Consider the following 18,246-nt stretch of genomic DNA (forward strand, 5'->3'; position numbering starts at 1 on the left):
GGGGTGGTCCCCAGGCTCGGGGGCCACCCCTCACGGTCACTCAGCTGCTACCGGCCGCGACTACTTCTTCGCCAGCTCGGCGGCGTTCTTCTCGAGGTCCTCGATGCCACCGCACATGAAGAAGGCCTGCTCCGGGATGGAGTCGTACTTGCCGTCCGCGATCGCGTTGAAGGCCTCGATGGTCTCCGACAGCGGCACGGTCGAACCCTCGACACCGGTGAACTGCTTCGCCACGTAGGTGTTCTGCGAGAGGAAGCGCTCGATGCGACGGGCACGGTGGACCGTGACCTTGTCCTCCTCCGACAGCTCGTCGATACCGAGGATCGCGATGATGTCCTGGAGGTCCTTGTACTTCTGCAGGATCCCCTTGATGCGAAGGGCCGTGTCGTAGTGGCCCTGCGCGATGTACCGCGGGTCGAGGATGCGGGACGTGGAGTCCAGCGGGTCGACGGCCGGGTAGATGCCCTTCTCCGAGATCGGGCGCGACAGAACGGTGGTCGCGTCCAGGTGGGCGAAGGTGGTGGCCGGCGCCGGGTCGGTCAGGTCGTCCGCAGGGACGTAGATCGCCTGCATCGAGGTGATCGAGTGACCGCGGGTCGAGGTGATGCGCTCCTGCAGGAGGCCCATCTCGTCGGCCAGGTTCGGCTGGTAGCCCACCGCGGAGGGCATGCGGCCGAGCAGGGTCGACACCTCGGAACCGGCCTGGGTGAACCGGAAGATGTTGTCGATGAAGAGGAGCACGTCCTGCTTCTCGACGTCGCGGAAGTACTCCGCCATGGTCAGCGCGGAGAGCGCGACGCGCAGACGGGTGCCCGGCGGCTCGTCCATCTGGCCGAAGACCAGCGCGGTCTTGTCCAGAACGCCCGAGTCGACCATCTCGTCGATGAGGTCGTTGCCCTCACGGGTGCGCTCACCGACACCGGCGAACACCGACACACCACCGAAGTTCTCGGCGACGCGGTAGATCATCTCCTGGATCAGCACGGTCTTGCCGACACCGGCACCACCGAACAGACCGATCTTGCCACCCTGGACGTACGGGGTGAGCAGGTCGATGACCTTGATGCCGGTCTCGAACATCTCGGTCTTGGACTCGAGGTCCTTGAAGGCCGGGGCCTTGCGGTGGATCGGCCAGCGGACCTCGACCTGCTTGTCGAACTCCGCCTGGTCGACGTTCAGCACGTCGCCGAGGGCGTTGAAGACCTTGCCCTTGGTGATCTGGCCGACCGGCACGGAGATGGCCGCGCCGGTGTCGGTGACCTGCGCGCCACGGACCAGGCCGTCGGTCGGCTGCATCGAGATGCCGCGGACCACGCCGTCGCCGAGGTGCTGGGCGACCTCGAGGGTCAGGGTCTTCAGACCCGTGCCGTCGGGGTTGTCCACCTCGACGTGCAGGGCGTTGAACATGTCCGGAATCGCGTCGACGGGGAACTCCACGTCGACGACCGGGCCGATGACCCGCGCGACGCGGCCCGTCGCCGTGGTCGGCTCAACAGTGGTGGTCATTCTCATTCGCTCCCGCGGCTAGCGTCGGCGAGGGCGTTGGCACCGCCGACGATCTCGCTGATTTCCTGGGTGATCTCGGCCTGACGGGCCGAGTTGGCAAGCCGCGTGAGCGACTTGATGAGCTCGCCGGCATTGTCCGTCGCGCTCTTCATCGCGCGCCGACGAGCGGCGTGCTCGGAGGCGGCCGACTGCAGCAGCGCGTTGTAGATCCGGCTCTCGACGTACCGCGGCAGCAGCGCGTCGAGGACGCCCTCCGCCGACGGCTCGAAGTCGTACAGCGGGAAGATCTCGGCCTTGGCCGGCCGCTCGTCGCTGAGCTGGACCTCGTCCAGCTTCAGCGGCAGCAGCCGGGCCTCGACCGCGGTCTGCGTCAGCATCGACTCGAACTTCGTCGAGATCAGGTGCAGTTCGTCCACGCCGCCGGTCTCGGCCGTGAAGGCCTCGATCAGGTCGGCCGCCACGGCCTTCGCGTCACCGTACGTCGGCTTGTCGGAGAATCCCGTCCACGACTCCGCGACCTTGAAGTCGCGGAAGGTGTAGTACGAGACGCCCTTGCGGCCGACGATGTACGTCACCACGTCCTTGCCCTCGCCGCGGAGCCGCTCGGAGAGCGTGAGCGCCGCCTTGATGGCGTTGGTCGAGTAACCGCCCGCCAGACCGCGGTCCGCCGTGATCAGCAGGACTGCGGCCGTCTTGGCCTGCGGGTTCTCGGTGGTGAGCGGGTGCTTGGCGTTGGACCTGGTGGCCACCGCCGTCACCGCCCGGGTGAGCTCATCGGCGTACGGGGTGGAGGCGGCCACCGCGCGCTGCGCCTTGACGATGCGCGACGCGGAGATCATCTCCATCGCCTTGGTGATCTTCTTCGTCGCGGTGACAGAGCGGATCCGGCGCTTGTAGACCCGAAGCTGTGCTCCCATGGGTCGTTACGTCCTTTCCCTCGCTACCGGACTCAGGCCTGCTCGCCGAGGAGCTTGCCGTCGGCGGTGGTGAAGCCCTGCTTGAACGAGTCGATCGCGGCGGTCAGCGCGTCGACGGTGCCGTCGGCGAGCAGACCGGTCTCGACGATGCCGGCCAGCAGGTCCTTGTGCTGCAGGCGCACGTGGTCCAGGAACTCGCGCTCGAAGCGGCGGATGTCCGCCACCGGAACGTCGTCCAGCTTGCCGGTGGTGCCGGCCCAGATGGAGACGACCTGCTCCTCGACCGGGAACGGCTGGTACTGACCCTGCTTCAGCAGCTCGACCATCCGCGAACCGCGCTCCAGCTGCGCCTTGGAGGCCGCGTCCAGGTCGGAACCGAAGGCGGCGAAGGCCTCCAGCTCACGGTACTGGGCGAGGTCCAGACGCAGGCGGCCGGCGACCGAGCGCATGGCCTTGATCTGGGCGGAGCCACCGACGCGGGAGACCGAGATACCGACGTTCACGGCCGGGCGGATGCCGGCGTTGAACAGGTCGGACTCCAGGAAGCACTGGCCGTCGGTGATGGAGATGACGTTGGTCGGGATGTACGCCGAGACGTCGTTGGCCTTGGTCTCGATGATCGGCAGACCGGTCATCGAGCCGCCGCCCAGGGCGTCGTTCAGCTTGGCGCAGCGCTCCAGCAGGCGGGAGTGCAGGTAGAAGACGTCACCCGGGTAGGCCTCGCGGCCCGGCGGGCGGCGCAGCAGCAGGGAGACGGAGCGGTAGGCCTCGGCCTGCTTCGACAGGTCGTCGAAGATGATCAGGACGTGCTTGCCGTCGTACATCCACTCCTGGCCGATGGCCGAACCGGTGTACGGGGCGAGGTACTTGAAGCCGGCCGGGTCGGAGGCGGGAGCAGCCACGATGGTGGTGTACTCCAGCGCGCCGGCCTCCTCCAGGGCGCCGCGGACGGACGCGATGGTGGAGCCCTTCTGGCCCACGGCGACGTAGATGCAGCGGACCTGCTTCTTCGGGTCGCCCGAGCGCCAGTTGTCGCGCTGGTTGATGATCGTGTCGACGGCCACCGCGGTCTTGCCGGTCTGGCGGTCACCGATGATCAGCTGGCGCTGGCCGCGGCCGATCGGGGTCATCGCGTCGATGGCCTTGATGCCGGTCTGCAGCGGCTCCTTGACCGACTTGCGGGCCATGACGCCCGGGGCCTGCAGCTCCAGGGCGCGACGACCGGTGGAGGCGATGTCGCCCAGACCGTCGATCGGGTTGCCCAGCGGGTCCACGACGCGGCCGAGGTAGCCGTCGCCGACCGGAACCGAGAGGACCTCGCCGGTGCGGCGCACGGTCTGGCCCTCTTCGATGCCACCGAACTCACCGAGGATGACGACACCGATCTCGCGGGTGTCGAGGTTCAGCGCGAGGCCGAGCGTGCCGTCCTCGAACTTCAGCAGCTCGTTCGCCATGACCGAGGGCAGGCCCTCGACATGCGCGATGCCGTCCGCCGCGTCAGTGACCGTGCCGACCTCTTCCACAGAAGCGGCGTCCGGCTGGTACGACTGGACAAAGTCGGCCAGCGCGTCCCGGATCTCCTCCGGACGGATCGTAAGCTCCGCCATCAGGCTTCCCTGCTCTCCTAGTTTGCGATCCTCGGCCCGCCATTGAGGGCCGCAAGTATTCGACTCTCGGCCGGGTCTGCCGAACCGGCCGTCCGATGTGCCGACTCCATGGGGAGCCGGTTTCCCGACCGAGGGTCGGATGTGCTGCTTCGGTGCTCAGCCTTCGAGCGACTGGCGAGCGCCTTCGAGGCGGCTCGACACGGTGCCCTCGATGATCTCGTCGCCGACCTCGACCCGGACACCGCCGACGACCTCGGGGTCGATGTCGATGTTCAGGTGGACCTGGCGGCCGTACATCCGGCCCAGAGCACCGGACAGGCGCTCCTTCTGGGTGTCCGACAGCGGCACCGCGGTGGTGACCAGGGCCACCACGCGGCCGCGGCGTGCGGCGGCGAGCTTCGAGTAGGACTCCAGGCCCTGCTCCAGGCTACGGCCACGCGGCGCGTTGACGATGGCCGTGACCAGCCGGACGGTGCCCGCCTGGGCGCGGCCGCCGAGCAGCTTGCCGATCAGCGCGGCCTTGGCGGCGGCGCCGGCCTTCGGCTCGGTCAGCGCGGCGCGCAGCTCGTGCGAGCCGCCCACCACCCGGCCGAACCGGAACAGCTCGTCCTCGACGTCGTCCAGGGCGCCGGCCTTGTCCGCGACGATGATCTCGGCGTACGCGGCGAGCTCCTCGATCCCGTCCACCAGGTCGCGCGAGCCCGACCAGCGGGAGCGGACCAGGCCCGACACCAGGTCCACGGTCTCGCCGGAGACCTGACCGGTCAGCAGCGAGGAGACCAGCTGGGCCTTGTCCTGGCCGGACCGGGACGGGTCGGTCAGGACTCGGCGCAGCGACACCTCACGGTCCAGCAGGGCCGTGACGGCGGTGAGCTCCTCGGCGAGCTTGGCCGCGTCCACCGAGGTGGAGTCGGTCAGGCTCTCCAGGTTCTGCCGGCCGGCGGCGAGGGCCTCGCGGCTGGCGCCGATCACTTGGCCGCACCCTGAGCAACGGTGGCCTTGGCCTCCAGCTCGTCCAGGAAGCGGTCGATCACGCCGCTCTGCCGCGCGTGGTCCTCCAGGGACTCACCCACGATGCGGGAGGCCAGCTGGGAGGCCAGCGAACCCACGTCCTGGCGCAGGGCGGCAGTCGCCTGCTTCTTGTCCGCCTCGATCTGGGCGTGGCCGGCGGCGACGATGGCCTCGCGCTGGCGCTGGCCCTCCTCGCGCATCTCGGCGAGCTGGGCGGCGCCCTGCTCGCGAGCCTGCTCGACGATGCGGGCAGCCTCGTGACGCGCCTCGGCGAGCTCGGCGCGGTACTGCTCAAGCAGGGCCTGGGCCTCGGCCTGAGCGGCCTCGGCCCGCTCCATGCCGCCTTCGATGGCGTCCCGGCGCTCCGACAGCACCTTCTCGATGCTGGGGAGGAGCTTCTTGCCGAGCAGGCCGAAGACGATGAAGAAGCAGAGCAGGCCGATGATGATCTCGGGCCACGCGGGCAGGAGAGGATTCATGATCTTCTCCGTCTCCGCAAGCTGAGCCACGACGCTCATATCTGGACCTTCCTCGAAGGGTCTACGGCGGGGATTACTTGGGGCCCTGGCCGAAGACGAACGGCATGACGATGCCGATGAGGGCGAGCGCCTCGGTCAGCGCGAAGCCGATGAACATGTTGGAGCGGATCAGGCCGGCAGCCTCGGGCTGGCGGGCCATCGCCTGCACGCCGTTACCGAAGATGAGACCGACACCGATGCCGGGGCCGATCGCGGCGAGGCCGTAACCGATCGAAGCGACGGAACCGTAGACGCCGACCTCAGCGAGCATGCTCATTGCAGTGTGTCCTTTGCGGGGATGGTGTACCGGTGGTGATTGGCCACCGGGCGTTCCGGGGGTGGTTCAGGAGGGCCGAGGCCCCCTGGCTCAGTGCGCCTCTTCGAGGGCACCGGCGATGTAGCTGCTGGCGAGCATCACGAAGATGTAGGCCTGCAGGAACTGGACCAGCAGCTCGAAGGCGGTCAGGCCGACGGCGACGACGAACGAGGCCGAGCCGTAGAGCGCGCCCAGGGACGGGCTGAGCAGGTACCAGGAGGCGACGGAGAACATCACGACCAGCAGGTGGCCCGCGAACATGTTCGCGAAGGCTCGGACCGCGAGCGTGAAGGGGCGCACGAAGATGTTCGAGAAGAACTCGATCGGCACCAGGATGAACATGACCCAGCCGGGGATGCCCGAGGGCCAGCAGAGGTTCTTGAGACCGCCGACGAAGCCGTGCTTCTTGAAGGTCAGCGTCATGTAGGTGATCCACACGACCGCCGCGAGGCCGGCCGGGAACGCGATCGCCGCCGTCACGGGGAACTGTGCGAACGGGATGATCGACATGATGTTCATCAACCAGATGAAGAAGAACATCGAGACGAGCATCGGGACGTACTTCTCGCCCTTCTTGCCGATCGTCTCCAGCACGATGGAGCGCTTGACGAAGTCGTAGCCGATCTCGCCGACCAGCTGCAGCTTGCCGGGGACCAGGCGCGGCTTGGCGAAGGCGGCCCAGAAGAAGACGACGACCAGCAGCGCGACGATGATCGACAGCAGCATCGGCTTGTTGAACTCGATGCTGCCGATCGAGAAGATCGGCTTGAACTGGAACTCGTTCAGACCCGGGGCCGGGAAGCCGCAGCCAGCGTCCCCGAAGTGGCAACTGCCTGAGGCGAGGAACGTGAGCTGATCAGCACTCACCACGGACTCCTTCGTCGTGACGCATGGTTACGGCAACCTCGGTGTGTCGGCGTGGCCTGCGACCACGGAGCGGCACTGGAACTTGATGGGTTTCTCGCCGATCCCGCGCGACGGTGCGCCGCACCACAGCGGGATCATCGAAGACTGCGCGGATCCGGGGGGCGATCCGTCCGCTGTTCGGACAGACCTGGCCGCTTCCCGTACTCCGTTGTTGCGACGGACGATAGCAGTCCGTCAGTGCGGCATAAACACCGCCCCCCTCGTTGGGGGGACAGTCAGGCCTCGTCACTGTTGACGCCCCGAGTCGGAAGGCTTGTCACCCTTCTTTTCCGAGGCGTCGGGGTCGACGTAGAAGGTCTTGGCCTTCAGCGCGCCGCGCACCTGGAACCCCGTCCAGATCAGCGCGCAGCCGAGCAGCGTGAAGGCGAAGGCCTGCCGGTTGAAGAGCTCGGTGTTCTTGAAGACGGCCAGGACGATGCCGACCAGCAGGATCTGGGTGGTGTACACCAGGAGCGCCGCGGCCATCATGATCTGCGGGTTCGACCTGGTCAGGCGGTCGAGCGCGAACTGGCCGGAACTGAAGAAGGCCATCACCAGCAGTGCGCCGAAGAGGGCGCCGAGCAGCCCCTTCCCGCCGGCGACGGCGAACGAGATCGCCATGGCGATAATCCCGGCGGCCGCAGTGGGAATCGCGGCGCCTCGGAGGATCCGGGCGTCGGTGGACGGCATGTCGGCAGCTCCGGCGGCATGTCGATGTGGCGGGGGACGGGGCACAGAAGGTGGTGGGTGACACCGAACCGAGAGGCCGCCGCCCGGGCCGCCCGCTTGAGCGGCGGGCCCGTCGAGGGAGACCGACCAGGGACGGAAGTCCTCCACCTGTCAGGTCTTTCGGCGTGTTCTCGGTACTCGTGAACGGTATCACAAACTATTTGATGAGAGCTTTACCATGAATGTGTGGCACCTGTCACACCGACGGCGCAACGGTACAGCCGAACGGGTGAGGCCATTTGACGCAAGCTCAACTGCCTTGCTACCGGCGGCCGGTGGATCGACCGTGGTGGTCGCCGAGCGCCGAGGACCCCCGACCGGCTTCACCGAGAAGTTCCTTGTCCTTCGCCGACAGTTCAGCCATCGGCGCGGACTGCTGCCGGCGGTAGCGCGGCGGGACGAAGGACTGCACCGCCCTCGGCGCGCGCGGCCGGAACCGCGGCGTCAGCAGCACCACCAGGCCGACCAGGCAGAGCCCGGCGAGCGTCAGCACCACCGTGCGGCCGGTGTTGGTCACCGAGAAGGCCACCGTGCCGAAGGCGATCAGCGCGGCCCAGAAGTACATGATCAGCACGGCCCGGCTGTGCGAGTGCCCGACCTGGAGCAGCCGGTGGTGCAGGTGGCGCTTGTCCGCGGCGAACGGCGACTGGCCGGCCCAGGTGCGGCGCACCACCGCGAGCAGCAGGTCCGCCAGCGGCAGCGCGATGACCGTCAGCGGCAGCAGCAGCGGGATGTAGATCGGCACCAGGGCGTGCACGGTCGCGGTCTGCGAACCGGTCTCGCTGGTGATCAGGTCCGGGTCGACGCGGCCGGTGATGGAGATCGCGGCGACGGCGAGCATCAGGCCCAGCATCATCGAGCCGGAGTCGCCCATGAAGATCCGCGCGGGGTGCATGTTGTGCGCCAGGAAGCCCAGGCACATCCCGATCAGCAGCACGCTGAACAGCACCGCGGGCGCCGCGTCGGTGATCGTGTAGCCGTACCAGAGCCGGTAGCTGTACAGGAAGAACGCCATCGCGGCGATGCAGACCATGCCGCCCGCCAGGCCGTCCAGGCCGTCGATGAAGTTCACCGCGTTGACCATGACGACGACCAGGGTGACCGAGATGACCATGCCCTGGGTGGGGCTCACCGCGACCGCGCCGACACCGGGCACCGGGAGGGTGATCACCGTGACGCCCTGCCAGACCATCACACCGGCGGCGATCATCTGGCCGCCGAGCTTCACCAGCGCGTCCACGCCCCACTTGTCGTCGAGCACCCCGAGCAGCCACATGATCCCGGCGCCGGACAGCAGCGCGCGGATGTCGGTGCCCTGGGAGAACACCTTGCTCAGGTTGTCCAGCTGCGAGGCGACCAGGATGCCCGCGCACAGCCCGCCGAACATGGCGATCCCGCCGAGCCGGGGCGTCGGTTCGCGGTGCACGTCCCGGGCGCGGACCGGCGGCATGGCGCCGGCCGCGATGGCGAACTTCCGGACCGGGCCGGTCAGCAGGTAGGTGACGGCGGCGGTGCAGAACAGCACCAGCAGATACTCACGCACCACCGGCCTCCTGCGTCACTGTCCAACGGGGAGGTACCGAAGGTACTCCCCTGCCTTCCCGGGGTTCGAGGTGCGTCGCCACGCCTCACACCTTATTGAGTCGGACGCCCGAGGCGTGCATCGCGGTTCGCTCTCCCGGGTAGGAGATTCGGTTACCCGGGGCCGGGCGTGCGTCACCGCCGGTCGGCGAAGGCCAGGGCCAGCTCCCGGACCCGCTCGCCCACCCGCGCGCCCGTACCCCCGGCGAGCACCTGCGCGATCAGCCCGGCGATCTCGGCCAGTTCCGCCTCGCCCATCCCCTGGCTGGTCACCGTGCCGGTCCCCAGCCGGATCCCGGAGGCCTCGGCCGCCGGCGCCGGGTCGTACGGCAGTGCGCACTTGCCGAGCAGCAGCCCGGCCGCCGCGCAGCGCCGCTCGGCCTCCACGCCGGTGACGCCCAGCGGGCGCACGTCCGCCGTCACCAGGTGGGTGTCGGTACCGCCGGTCGACGGGCGCATCCCGGCCTCCGCGAGCCCCGCCGCCAGCACCCGTGCCCCCGCCACCGTCCGCTGCGCGTAGGCCCGGTAGCCGGGTGTACGGGCCTCGGCCAGCGCCACCGCCTTGCCCGCCACCTCGTTCATCGCCGCCCCGCCCTGACTGAACGGGAACACCGCCCGGTCGATCCGCTCGGCCAGCTCCGCGGTGGACAGCAGCAGGCCCCCGCGCGGACCGCGCAGCAGCTTGTGGGTGGCCGCCACGGTGACGTCCGCGTAGGGCACCGGGGAGGGCGCCACCCCGGCCGCGACCAGGCCGGTGGTCTGCGCGATCGAGGCGATCAGATAGGCGTCCACCTCGTCGGCGATCTCCCGGAACGCGGCCCAGTCCGGGTGCCGGGGGTGGGAGATCGAGCCCGCCACGATCGCCTTCGGACGGTGCGTGCGGGCCAGGTCGCGCACCTGGTCCAGGTCGATCAGACCGTCGCCCTCGCGCACCCCGTAGCCGGTGAAGGCGAACCAGCGGCCGGAGAAGTTCGCCCGCGACCCGCAGCTGAGGTGGCCGCCGTGCTCCAGCGACATCGCCAGCACCCCGTCACCGGGCCGCAGCAGCGCCGCGTACACCGCCAGCATCGCCGAAGTCGCCGACCGGGGCTGGACGTTGGCGTGCGGGGCGGAGAACAGCTCGCGGGCCCGGTCGATCGCCAGCAGCTCGGCGGCGTCCGCGAGGGCGCAGCCGGTGTGGTGCCGATGGCCCGGGTAGCCCTCGGCGTACTTGTCGATCAGCGGGCCGGACAGCGCCGCCAGGACGGCCGGGGAGGTCAGGTTCTCCCCCGCCAGCAGCTGGATCGTCTCGGCCCGCCGCTCGGCCTCGGCCGCCAGCAGGTCGGCCACCTGCGGATCCGCCCGGTACAGCGCCTCGGAGGCCCACGGGCGCCCCCTGGTCGCGGGCGGGCCGGTCGGGACGGTCGGGACGGTCGGGACGTCGATGACGGTCATGGCGGGGCTCCGGGGCGGCGTGGGGGCGCCTCCCGGCGTGGGGGGCCGGGAAGGGGTCGGTTCCTCCAGCGTAGGACCGGCCGGGGCGGGTGGCTCGCCGACGCGGGGCCATTCGGCGCTCGTCGGCCGGGGCGGCGGGGCGGCGGGCGACCGGCGGCGCGCTCACGCCGCGGGCGGATCAGCGCAGCGCGAGCGGTCAGCGCAGCGCGGGCACGCCGGTGAGCGCGGTGACCACCGGGTCGACCGCGTGGAATATCTCCTCGCCGCAGTTGCGGAACATGCCGATCGGCGCTCCGTACGGGTCGTCCAGCTCGTCGGACTCCGGGGTGGCGGCGAGCAGCCAGCCGCGCAGCGCGGCGGCCGCCCGGACCAGGGCGCGGGCACGCTCGGTGACGTCGGCGCCGCGGCGCGGGTCGGGCAGGGTGCCCGGGTCGATCGTCCGCACCAGGCGGGTGAACTCCTTCAGCGTGAAGGTGCGCAGGCCCGCCTCGTGGCCCATCGAGATGACCTGGGCGCGGTGGTCCAGGGTCGCGGTGAGCACCAGGTCGGCCTCGACCACGTGCTCGTCCAGCAGCTCACGGCCGGTGAAGCCCCCGCTGTCGGCGCCGTACTCGTTCAGCACGGTCGCCGCGTGGTCCTCCATCGGCGCGCCCACGTGGCCCCAGGTGCCGGCGCTCTCCACCAGGATCCGTCCGGCGACCCGGGGGCTGAGCCGGGTGTCCAGCTCACGCCGGGTGAGCCGCTCGGCTATCGGCGAGCGGCAGATGTTGCCGGTGCAGACGAACAGGATCCGGAAGTGGTCCAGCGGCCTGGGGCCCACGCTCAGGTACGGCGCTATGCCGGGCCCGGCATGGAGCGAGGCGGTGGGCGTCAACTGCCGGCCTCCAGGTCGGGGACGACCTCCCTCAGCTGCTCGACGCTGATCGCGCCAGCCCGCAGCAGGACCGGGACCTTGCCCGTGACGTCGACGATGGACGAGGCGGTCGCGTGCTCCGCCTGCCCGCCGTCCAGGTAGACCGAGATGGCGTCGCCGAGCTGCGCCTGCGCCTCGTCGCAGGTGGACGGGGACGGGCCGCCGGTCCGGTTGGCGCTGGAGACGGCGAGCGGGCCGGTGGCGTTCAGCAGCTCGATGGCGACCGGGTGCAGCGGCATCCGGACGGCGACGGTGCCGCGGGTCTCGCCGAGGTCCCAGCGCAGCGAGGGCTGGTGCTTGGCGACCAGGGTGAGCCCGCCGGGCCAGAACGCGTCGACCAGCTCCCAGGCCTGCTCGGAGAAGTCGGTGACCAGGCCGTGCAGGGTGGTCGGCGAGCCGACCAGGACGGGCGAGGGCATGTTGCGGCCGCGGCCCTTGGCGGCCAGCAGGTCCCCGACGGCCTCCGGGGAGAAGGCGTCCGCGCCGACCCCGTACAGGGTGTCGGTGGGCAGCACGACGAGTTCGCCGCGGCGGATGGCCGAGGCGGCCTCACGCAGGCCGGTGGCACGGTCCCCGGTGTCGGCACAGTCGTAGCGGCGGCTCATCGGTGCGGTCCCCTTCCGGAATGGCTCATCACAGCGTTCACAGCACGGTCGTCACGGTGCGGCCCGGCGAGCGGCGGTCGTGCGCTCGCCCGTTCACAACGACGCCCTGCGGGCGGTGGTGAAACGCGGCCGGTTGTTGAGGTCACGGTGGTCGGCGGTGTCCGTCCAGCCGCGTTCCTCGTTGAAGATCCACGGGACCTGCCCGCCCTGCTGGTCGGCGTGCTCGATCACCACCGCGCCCCCGGGGCGCAGCAGCCGGGCGGCCACCCGCTCGATGCCGCGGATGGTGTCCAGGCCGTCCTCACCGGAGAACAACGACATCTGCGGGTCGTGGTCGCGGGCCTCCGGTGCGACGTACTCCCACTCGGTGAGCGGGATGTACGGCGGGTTGGAGATCACCAGGTCGAAGCGGCCGTCCCAGGAGCGGTCGTCGGCGAAGGCCCGGGTGGCGTCGCCGGCGTGCAGGGTGACCCGGGCGCGGTCGGGACTGGCCTCGATGTTGCGCCGGGTGTACTGCAGCGCGCCCTCGTCGAGTTCGAAGGCGTGCACGGTCGAGCGCGGCAGCTCCTGGGCCAGGGCGAGCGCGATGGCGCCGGAGCCGGAGCACAGGTCGACGACCAGCGGCTCGGCCACGTCCATGTCGCGGACGGCGTCTATGGCCCACTCGACGACCGTCTCGGTCTCCGGCCGGGGCACGAACACCCCGGGGCCGACCTCCAGTTCGAGGTAGCGGAAGAACGCCCGCCCGGTGATGTGCTGGAGCGGCTCGCGCGCCTCGCGGCGGGAGACGGCCTCCCAGTAGCGGGCGTCGAAGTCGGCGTCCTGCACCGTGTGCAGCTGGCTGCGCTTGACGTTGTGGACGTAGGCGGCGAGTTCCTCCGCGTCGAAGCGCGGCGACGGCACGCCGGCCGCGGCCAACCGCTGGGTGGCCTGGGCCACCTCGGCGAGCAGCAGGTTCATCCGTACGACCTCTTGTTTCTGCGCTCCGGCTCGCGCCGTCGCTCGGGCTGGGGCGCGCCGGTCTCAGTTCTGTTGGGCCGAGGCGAGCTTGGCCGCCGCGTCCGCGTCGACGCAGGACTGGATCACCGCGTTCAGTTCGCCGTCCAGGACCTGGTCCAGGTTGTACGACTTGAACCCCGTGCGGTGGTCCGAGATGCGGTTCTCGGGGTAGTTGTACGTCCGGATCCGCTCGGAGCGGTCCACCGTACGGACCTGGCTGCGACGCGCGTCCGAGGCCTCGCGCTCGGCCTCCTCCTGCGCGGCGGCCAGCAGCCGCGACCGCAGGATGCGCATCGCCTGCTCCTTGTTCTGCAGCTGGCTCTTCTCGTTCTGGCAGGACGCCACGATACCGGTCGGCAGGTGGGTGATCCGGACCGCCGAGTCGGTGGTGTTGACCGACTGGCCGCCGGGGCCGGAGGAGCGGTAGACGTCGATCCGCAGGTCGTTGGCGAGGATCTCGACCTCGACCTCCTCCGCCTCGGGGGTGACCAGCACGCCCGCCGCGGAGGTGTGGATGCGGCCCTGGGACTCGGTGGCGGGGACGCGCTGCACGCGGTGCACGCCGCCCTCGTACTTCAGCCGGGCCCAGACGCCCTGGCCGGGCTCGGCGTTGCCCTTGGTCTTCACGGCCACCGAGACGTCCTTGTAGCCGCCGAGGTCGGACTCGTTGGCGTCGATGATCTCGGTCTTCCAGCCGATCCGCTCGGCGAAGCGCAGGTACATCCGGAGCAGGTCGCCGGCGAACAGCGCGGACTCCTCGCCGCCCTCACCCGCCTTGATCTCCAGGATGACGTCCTTCTCGTCGCTCGGGTCGCGCGGCACGAGCAGCAGCCGCAGTTCCTCGGTCAGCCCCTCGCGGCGCTGCTCGCCGTCCTTCACCTCGGCGAGGAACTCCGGGTCCTCGGCGGCGAGTTCACGCGCGGCCTCGATGTCCTCGCCGGCCTGTCGCCACTGCCGGTAGACCCGGGTGATCGGGGTCAGCTCGGCGTACCGCTTGGCCAGCTTGCGGGCGTTGGCCTGGTCGGCGTGGACGGACGGGTCGGCCAGCCTCTTCTCGAGGTCGGCGTGCTCGACGAGGAGCTCTTCGACTGCCTCGAACATGGAGTGGGCCTTCTTCCCGTGAGAACCGTTGAGAACCGGTCGGTCGTACCGACCGGCGGTGTGGCGCGCGAACGCCGGGGGACGCGAACGGCGCCGGCCCCCAGCGCCCCCGGAACGAGTACGGGGGCACCGGGAACCGGCGCCGAGGGAGCGCTAGGCCTTCGCGCTGTGCTGCTTGCCGAAGCGGGCCTCGAAGCGGGCCACGCGGCCACCGGTGTCGAGGATCTTCTGCTTGCCGGTGTAGAACGGGTGGCACTGCGAGCAGACCTCGGCGCGGATCTCGCCGCTGGTCTCGGTCGAGCGGGTGGTGAACTCGGCACCGCAGGTGCAGGTCACACGGGTGACCACGTACTCGGGGTGAACGTTGGGCTTCAAGGGGTTCTCCTAGTTTTCGGGAGGGCACCGGGTCGGCGGCTGGAGCGCCGCACGTGAACCGGGACCGACGGACCAGTCTGCCAGGACCGGCCGCATCTTCCCAAACCGGGTCGTGTTCCGGGATATTCCGGGCGCCGCTCAGCGCCTGGCGGGGACCTTCGCCGGGGCCGTCGCAGCGGCCGTCGCAGCGGCCGTGGGGGCGGCCGTGGGGGCGGCCGTGGCGGGGTTCTCCGGCTGCGCCGAGACGACGGACTGCGGGACCGGCTGGTCGGCCTTGAGCGCCGCCCAGACCTGCCCGGCCTGCGGCTGCTGCTCGACCACCCGGTTGGGGTCACTGGGCGCGGTCACCACCGGCAGGGTCACCATGCCGAGCTGGTCCGGCCCTATCCCCTTGAGCTCCTGGACGAGCCCCACCAGGGAGTTCACCGAGCCCAGCGCGGAGTCGGTGGTGATGCTGCGGGTCATGGTGTCGCCGATCGACCAGAGCTTGACCGGGTTGGAGAACAGCCCGATCCCGCCGGCCTGCTGGAGCAGCGACTTCACCATCTGCTTCTGGAGCTCGATCCGGCCGAGGTCGCTGCCGTCGCCGACGCCGTGCCGGGTGCGGACGAAGGCCAGCGCCTGCTGCCCGTCGAGGTGGTGCTCGCCCGCTGCCAGGTCGAGACCGCTGTCCTTGTCGTGGATGGCCACCGTGGTGCTCACGGTGGCCCCGCCTATGGAGTCCACGACCCGGGCGAACCCGGCGAAGTCGATCTGCACGTAGTGGTCCATCCGCAGCCCGGTGAGCTGCTCGGTGGTCTTGACCGCGCAGGCCGCGCCGCCGCTCTCGAAGGCGCTGTTGTACATCGCGTGCTTGGCGCCGGGCACCGCCCTGCCGCCCGCGTCGGTGCAGTCGGGCCGGGTGACCAGGGTGTCGCGCGGGATCGAGACGACCTCGGCGTGCGAGTGGTCCTGGTTGACGTGCACCACCATCGCGGTGTCCGAGCGGGCGGTGTCGCCGGTGTCGCCGCCGGCCAGGTCGCCGTTCTCGCCGTTCCGCGAGTCGGAGCCCAGCACCAGGATGTTGAACGAGCCGTTGGTGGCGGCCGGGGGCCGGGCGTCGCCGAGGCGGGTGTTGATGTCGACGCTCTTGATGTTCCCGTTGAGCTTGACGTACGCGTACCCGGCCGCTCCGGCGCCGAGGACGACGAGTGCGGCGAACGCGCAGGCAGCCACCCGCAGGATCTTGCGGCGGCGGGTCAGGACCCTCTTGTGCTCGGCCATACGGTCCAGAGTAAATCGGACAAGATGATCCAAAGGACCCCAGATGTCCCGACTCTGGAACAAAGCCGGAGTGGACGCACGGAACCCCGGACCGCTCGCGCGATCCGGGGTTCCGTGTCCGACAGCCGTCCGGCTACGGTCAGTCGCCGGAGCCGGGGGTGGTCTTGGCGATCTGCATCAGGAACTCGGCGTTGCTCTTGGTCTGCTTCATCTTGTCCAGGAGCAGCTCGATGGCCTGCTGCGAGTCGAGCGCGTGCAGCACCCGGCGCAGCTTCCAGACGATGGCCAACTCCTCGCTGCCGAGCAGGATCTCCTCCTTGCGGGTGCTGGAGGCGTCCACGTCGACGGCCGGGAAGATGCGCTTGTCCGAGAGCTTCCGGTCGAGCTTGAGCTCCATGTTGCCGGTGCCCTTGAACTCCTCGAAGATCACCTCGTCCATGCGCGAGCCGGTCTCGACCAGCGCGGTGGCCAGGATGGTCAGCGAGCCGCCGTTCTCGATGTTGCGCGCGGCACCGAAGAACTTCTTCGGCGGGTACAGCGCGGTCGAGTCGACACCACCGGACAGGATGCGGCCGGAGGCCGGCGCCGCCAGGTTGTAGGCGCGGCCGAGGCGGGTGATCGAGTCCAGCAGGATGACCACGTCGTGGCCCAGCTCCACCAGGCGCTTGGCGCGCTCGATGGCCAGCTCGGCGACGGTGGTGTGGTCCTCGGCCGGGCGGTCGAAGGTCGAGGAGATGACCTCGCCCTTCACCGACCGCTGCATGTCGGTGACCTCCTCCGGACGCTCGTCGACCAGGACGACCATCAGGTGGCACTCGGGGTTGTTGTGGGTGATCGCGTTGGCGACCGCCTGCAGCACCATCGTCTTACCGGTCTTCGGCGGCGCGACGATCAGACCGCGCTGGCCCTTGCCGATCGGCGACACCAGGTCGATGATCCGGGTGGTCAGCACGCCCGGGTCGGTCTCCAGGCGCAGCCGGTCCTGCGGGTAGAGCGGGGTCAGCTTGTTGAACTCGGGGCGGCCGCGGCCGCTCTCCGGGTCCATGCCGTTGACGGAGTCCAGCCGCACCATCGCGTTGAACTTCTCGCGGCGCTCGCCCTCGCGGGGCTGGCGCACCGCGCCGGTGATGGCGTCGCCCTTGCGCAGGCCGTTCTTGCGGACCTGGGCGAGCGAGACGTACACGTCGTTCTGGCCCGGCAGGTAGCCGGAGGTACGCACGAACGCGTAGTTGTCGAGGATGTCGAGGATGCCCGCGACCGGGATCAGGACGTCGTCGTCGCCGACCTGCGGCTCGGCGGGGCCGACCTCGAAGCCCTCGCGGCGGCTGCCGCGGCCCCGACGGTCGCGGTAGCGGCCGCGGCGGCCCCGGCGACCGTCGCCGAACTCGTCGTCGTCGTAGCCGCCCTGCTGGGCCTGCGGCTGCTGGGTCTGCTGGCCGCCCTGGCGGCCCTGCTGGCCGTCGCCCTGGCCGCCCTGCTGCTGGCCGCCGCCCTGCTGGGGCTGGCGGTCGGTGCGCTCACGGCGGTTGCGGCGGTCGCGGCGCGACTCGCGCGAGTCGCCGTCCTGACCGGCCTGGGCCTCGCCGCCGTCCTGGCGCTCGGTGCGCTCGGTGCGCTCGCCGCCGTCGCGGCGGTCCCGGCGGTCCCGGCGGTCGCGGCGGGTCTCGGGACGACCCTCCTCGCGGCCCTCGAAGCCGCGGGTCTCGGCCTGGCGGGTCTCGGCCTGCTTGGGCTCGGCCACGACCACGCCGGCCTCGGCCTCGACCTCGGCGACCGGGGCGCCGGCGGCGGAGGTGGCCCGGCGGCGGGTGCGCTCGGCGCGGGCCGGCGCGGCGGTCTCGGCGGCGGCCTGGACCGGGATCTCGATCTGGGCCTGCGACTCGGCGGCGGCCGGGGCCTCGGCGGCGGCCTTGGCGGCGGCGGCCTTGGTGCGGCGGGCGGGCTTCTCGGCCGGGGCCTCGGCGTCCGCCTTGGCGGCGGTGCGCTTGGCGGCAGCCGGGGCACCACCGGCGGCGAGCAGCGGGTCGCCGCCGCTCTTCTCCTTGATGGTCTCGATCAGCTGGCTCTTGCGCATGCGTCCGGTACCGGTGATGCCCAGGTCCGCGGCGAGCTTCTGCAGCTCGGCCAGGACCATGCCGTCCAGGCCCGCGGCGGCGGTACGGCGGCGCCGCGCCGGGGCCGCGGGGGCGGCGGCTGCGTCCGACGCCTCGGCGTCCGGGCGCGCGCCCATCAGATCGGTGGAGTCGCTCACTAAGGGTCCTTCCCTGGAGCGGACGTCGGCCTGTCTGGCTCGGCGACCGGTTGTGCTGTCCTGACCGACGCTCGACTGCGTCGGTCCGAGGCGGTGATCCCTCGAAAGGCGGAAGCCGGTCGAGGGAGAGCTGCGAGGTGCGGTGCATGAAGCACGGTGGTGCTGAATGGCGCGGCGGGCCGGTCGTGTGCCGACCGGGCGTACCCCCACGCTG

General features: G+C 70.6%; 17 protein-coding genes. All 17 read right to left on the reverse strand.

Annotated features, from left to right (window positions below; genetic code table 11):
• Positions 1 to 60 precede the first annotated feature (60 nt).
• The 17 genes from atpD to rho all read right to left on the reverse strand — a co-directional run bounded on the left by atpD (position 61) and on the right by rho (position 18,032).
• Positions 61 to 1,506: a F0F1 ATP synthase subunit beta gene (atpD, locus tag P3T27_RS08595; RefSeq protein WP_280676022.1), complete on the reverse strand. Its 1,446-nt coding sequence runs from the start codon at positions 1,504 to 1,506 to the stop codon at positions 61 to 63.
• 2 nt (positions 1,507 to 1,508) lie between these two features.
• Positions 1,509 to 2,423, reverse strand: coding sequence for a F0F1 ATP synthase subunit gamma (locus P3T27_RS08600; protein ID WP_280676024.1), 915 nt, complete (start codon positions 2,421 to 2,423; stop codon positions 1,509 to 1,511).
• 32 nt (positions 2,424 to 2,455) lie between these two features.
• On the reverse strand, positions 2,456 to 4,030 hold the full coding sequence (gene atpA / locus P3T27_RS08605; RefSeq protein WP_280676026.1) for a F0F1 ATP synthase subunit alpha: 1,575 nt from the start codon (positions 4,028 to 4,030) through the stop codon (positions 2,456 to 2,458).
• Positions 4,031 to 4,186: 156 nt separating this feature from the next.
• Positions 4,187 to 5,002, reverse strand: a complete 816-nt coding sequence (locus P3T27_RS08610; protein ID WP_280676028.1) for a F0F1 ATP synthase subunit delta — start codon at positions 5,000 to 5,002, stop codon at positions 4,187 to 4,189.
• Positions 4,999 to 5,559, reverse strand: a complete 561-nt coding sequence (locus P3T27_RS08615) for a F0F1 ATP synthase subunit B (RefSeq protein ID WP_280676029.1) — start codon at positions 5,557 to 5,559, stop codon at positions 4,999 to 5,001. The genes P3T27_RS08610 and P3T27_RS08615 overlap by 4 nt, the downstream gene beginning before the upstream one ends.
• 34 nt (positions 5,560 to 5,593) lie before the next feature.
• On the reverse strand, positions 5,594 to 5,836 hold the full coding sequence (atpE, locus tag P3T27_RS08620; protein WP_030302757.1) for an ATP synthase F0 subunit C: 243 nt from the start codon (positions 5,834 to 5,836) through the stop codon (positions 5,594 to 5,596).
• Positions 5,837 to 5,926: 90 nt separating this feature from the next.
• Complete coding sequence (gene atpB, locus P3T27_RS08625) at positions 5,927 to 6,742, reverse strand: F0F1 ATP synthase subunit A (RefSeq protein ID WP_280676033.1); 816 nt, start codon at positions 6,740 to 6,742, stop codon at positions 5,927 to 5,929.
• A 285-nt stretch (positions 6,743 to 7,027) separates the two neighbouring features.
• Positions 7,028 to 7,471 (reverse strand): hypothetical protein, encoded by a 444-nt coding sequence (locus P3T27_RS08630; RefSeq protein ID WP_280676035.1) that lies wholly within the window; start codon positions 7,469 to 7,471, stop codon positions 7,028 to 7,030.
• Positions 7,472 to 7,772: 301 nt separating this feature from the next.
• Positions 7,773 to 9,053: an MraY family glycosyltransferase gene (locus P3T27_RS08635; RefSeq protein WP_280676037.1), complete on the reverse strand. Its 1,281-nt coding sequence runs from the start codon at positions 9,051 to 9,053 to the stop codon at positions 7,773 to 7,775.
• A gap of 173 nt (positions 9,054 to 9,226) precedes the next feature.
• The gene (locus tag P3T27_RS08640) at positions 9,227 to 10,525 is read right to left on the reverse strand and encodes a serine hydroxymethyltransferase (protein WP_280676039.1); all 1,299 of its coding nucleotides are present in this window, start codon (positions 10,523 to 10,525) and stop codon (positions 9,227 to 9,229) included.
• A 196-nt stretch (positions 10,526 to 10,721) separates the two neighbouring features.
• The gene (locus P3T27_RS08645) at positions 10,722 to 11,363 is read right to left on the reverse strand and encodes a protein-tyrosine-phosphatase (RefSeq protein WP_280676600.1); all 642 of its coding nucleotides are present in this window, start codon (positions 11,361 to 11,363) and stop codon (positions 10,722 to 10,724) included.
• A gap of 32 nt (positions 11,364 to 11,395) precedes the next feature.
• The gene (locus tag P3T27_RS08650) at positions 11,396 to 12,043 is read right to left on the reverse strand and encodes an L-threonylcarbamoyladenylate synthase (protein ID WP_280676041.1); all 648 of its coding nucleotides are present in this window, start codon (positions 12,041 to 12,043) and stop codon (positions 11,396 to 11,398) included.
• A 93-nt stretch (positions 12,044 to 12,136) separates the two neighbouring features.
• Positions 12,137 to 13,003, reverse strand: coding sequence for a peptide chain release factor N(5)-glutamine methyltransferase (prmC, locus tag P3T27_RS08655; RefSeq protein WP_280676043.1), 867 nt, complete (start codon positions 13,001 to 13,003; stop codon positions 12,137 to 12,139).
• 63 nt (positions 13,004 to 13,066) lie between these two features.
• A complete protein-coding gene (prfA, locus tag P3T27_RS08660) occupies positions 13,067 to 14,143 on the reverse strand; it encodes a peptide chain release factor 1 (protein ID WP_280676045.1) in 1,077 nt (358 codons plus the stop codon).
• 153 nt (positions 14,144 to 14,296) lie between these two features.
• The gene (gene rpmE / locus P3T27_RS08665) at positions 14,297 to 14,518 is read right to left on the reverse strand and encodes a 50S ribosomal protein L31 (RefSeq protein WP_030057539.1); all 222 of its coding nucleotides are present in this window, start codon (positions 14,516 to 14,518) and stop codon (positions 14,297 to 14,299) included.
• A gap of 138 nt (positions 14,519 to 14,656) precedes the next feature.
• A complete protein-coding gene (locus tag P3T27_RS08670; protein WP_280676051.1) occupies positions 14,657 to 15,781 on the reverse strand; it encodes an LCP family protein in 1,125 nt (374 codons plus the stop codon).
• Between the two features lie 139 nt (positions 15,782 to 15,920).
• Entirely contained in the window at positions 15,921 to 18,032 is a 2,112-nt protein-coding gene (gene rho, locus P3T27_RS08675) for a transcription termination factor Rho (protein WP_280676053.1), read from the reverse strand.
• Positions 18,033 to 18,246: the final 214 nt, after the last annotated feature.

This window comes from Kitasatospora sp. MAA19 (assembly GCF_029894125.1).
Lineage (GTDB): Bacteria > Actinomycetota > Actinomycetes > Streptomycetales > Streptomycetaceae > Kitasatospora.

What these genes read in the sequence shown, in the direction of transcription:
- atpA (WP_280676026.1), bottom strand. Translation starts at nt 4,030, where the DNA reads ATGGCGGAGCTTACGATCCGTCCGGAGGAGATCCGGGACGCGCTGGCC.
- P3T27_RS08670 (WP_280676051.1), bottom strand. Translation starts at nt 15,781, where the DNA reads ATGGCCGAGCACAAGAGGGTCCTGACCCGCCGCCGCAAGATCCTGCGG.
- P3T27_RS08600 (WP_280676024.1), bottom strand. Translation starts at nt 2,423, where the DNA reads ATGGGAGCACAGCTTCGGGTCTACAAGCGCCGGATCCGCTCTGTCACC.
- atpE (WP_030302757.1), bottom strand. Translation starts at nt 5,836, where the DNA reads ATGAGCATGCTCGCTGAGGTCGGCGTCTACGGTTCCGTCGCTTCGATC.
- P3T27_RS08615 (WP_280676029.1), bottom strand. Translation starts at nt 5,559, where the DNA reads ATGAGCGTCGTGGCTCAGCTTGCGGAGACGGAGAAGATCATGAATCCT.
- prfA (WP_280676045.1), bottom strand. Translation starts at nt 14,143, where the DNA reads ATGTTCGAGGCAGTCGAAGAGCTCCTCGTCGAGCACGCCGACCTCGAG.
- atpD (WP_280676022.1), bottom strand. Translation starts at nt 1,506, where the DNA reads ATGACCACCACTGTTGAGCCGACCACGGCGACGGGCCGCGTCGCGCGG.
- prmC (WP_280676043.1), bottom strand. Translation starts at nt 13,003, where the DNA reads ATGAACCTGCTGCTCGCCGAGGTGGCCCAGGCCACCCAGCGGTTGGCC.
- P3T27_RS08640 (WP_280676039.1), bottom strand. Translation starts at nt 10,525, where the DNA reads ATGACCGTCATCGACGTCCCGACCGTCCCGACCGTCCCGACCGGCCCG.
- P3T27_RS08650 (WP_280676041.1), bottom strand. Translation starts at nt 12,043, where the DNA reads ATGAGCCGCCGCTACGACTGTGCCGACACCGGGGACCGTGCCACCGGC.
- P3T27_RS08630 (WP_280676035.1), bottom strand. Translation starts at nt 7,471, where the DNA reads ATGCCGTCCACCGACGCCCGGATCCTCCGAGGCGCCGCGATTCCCACT.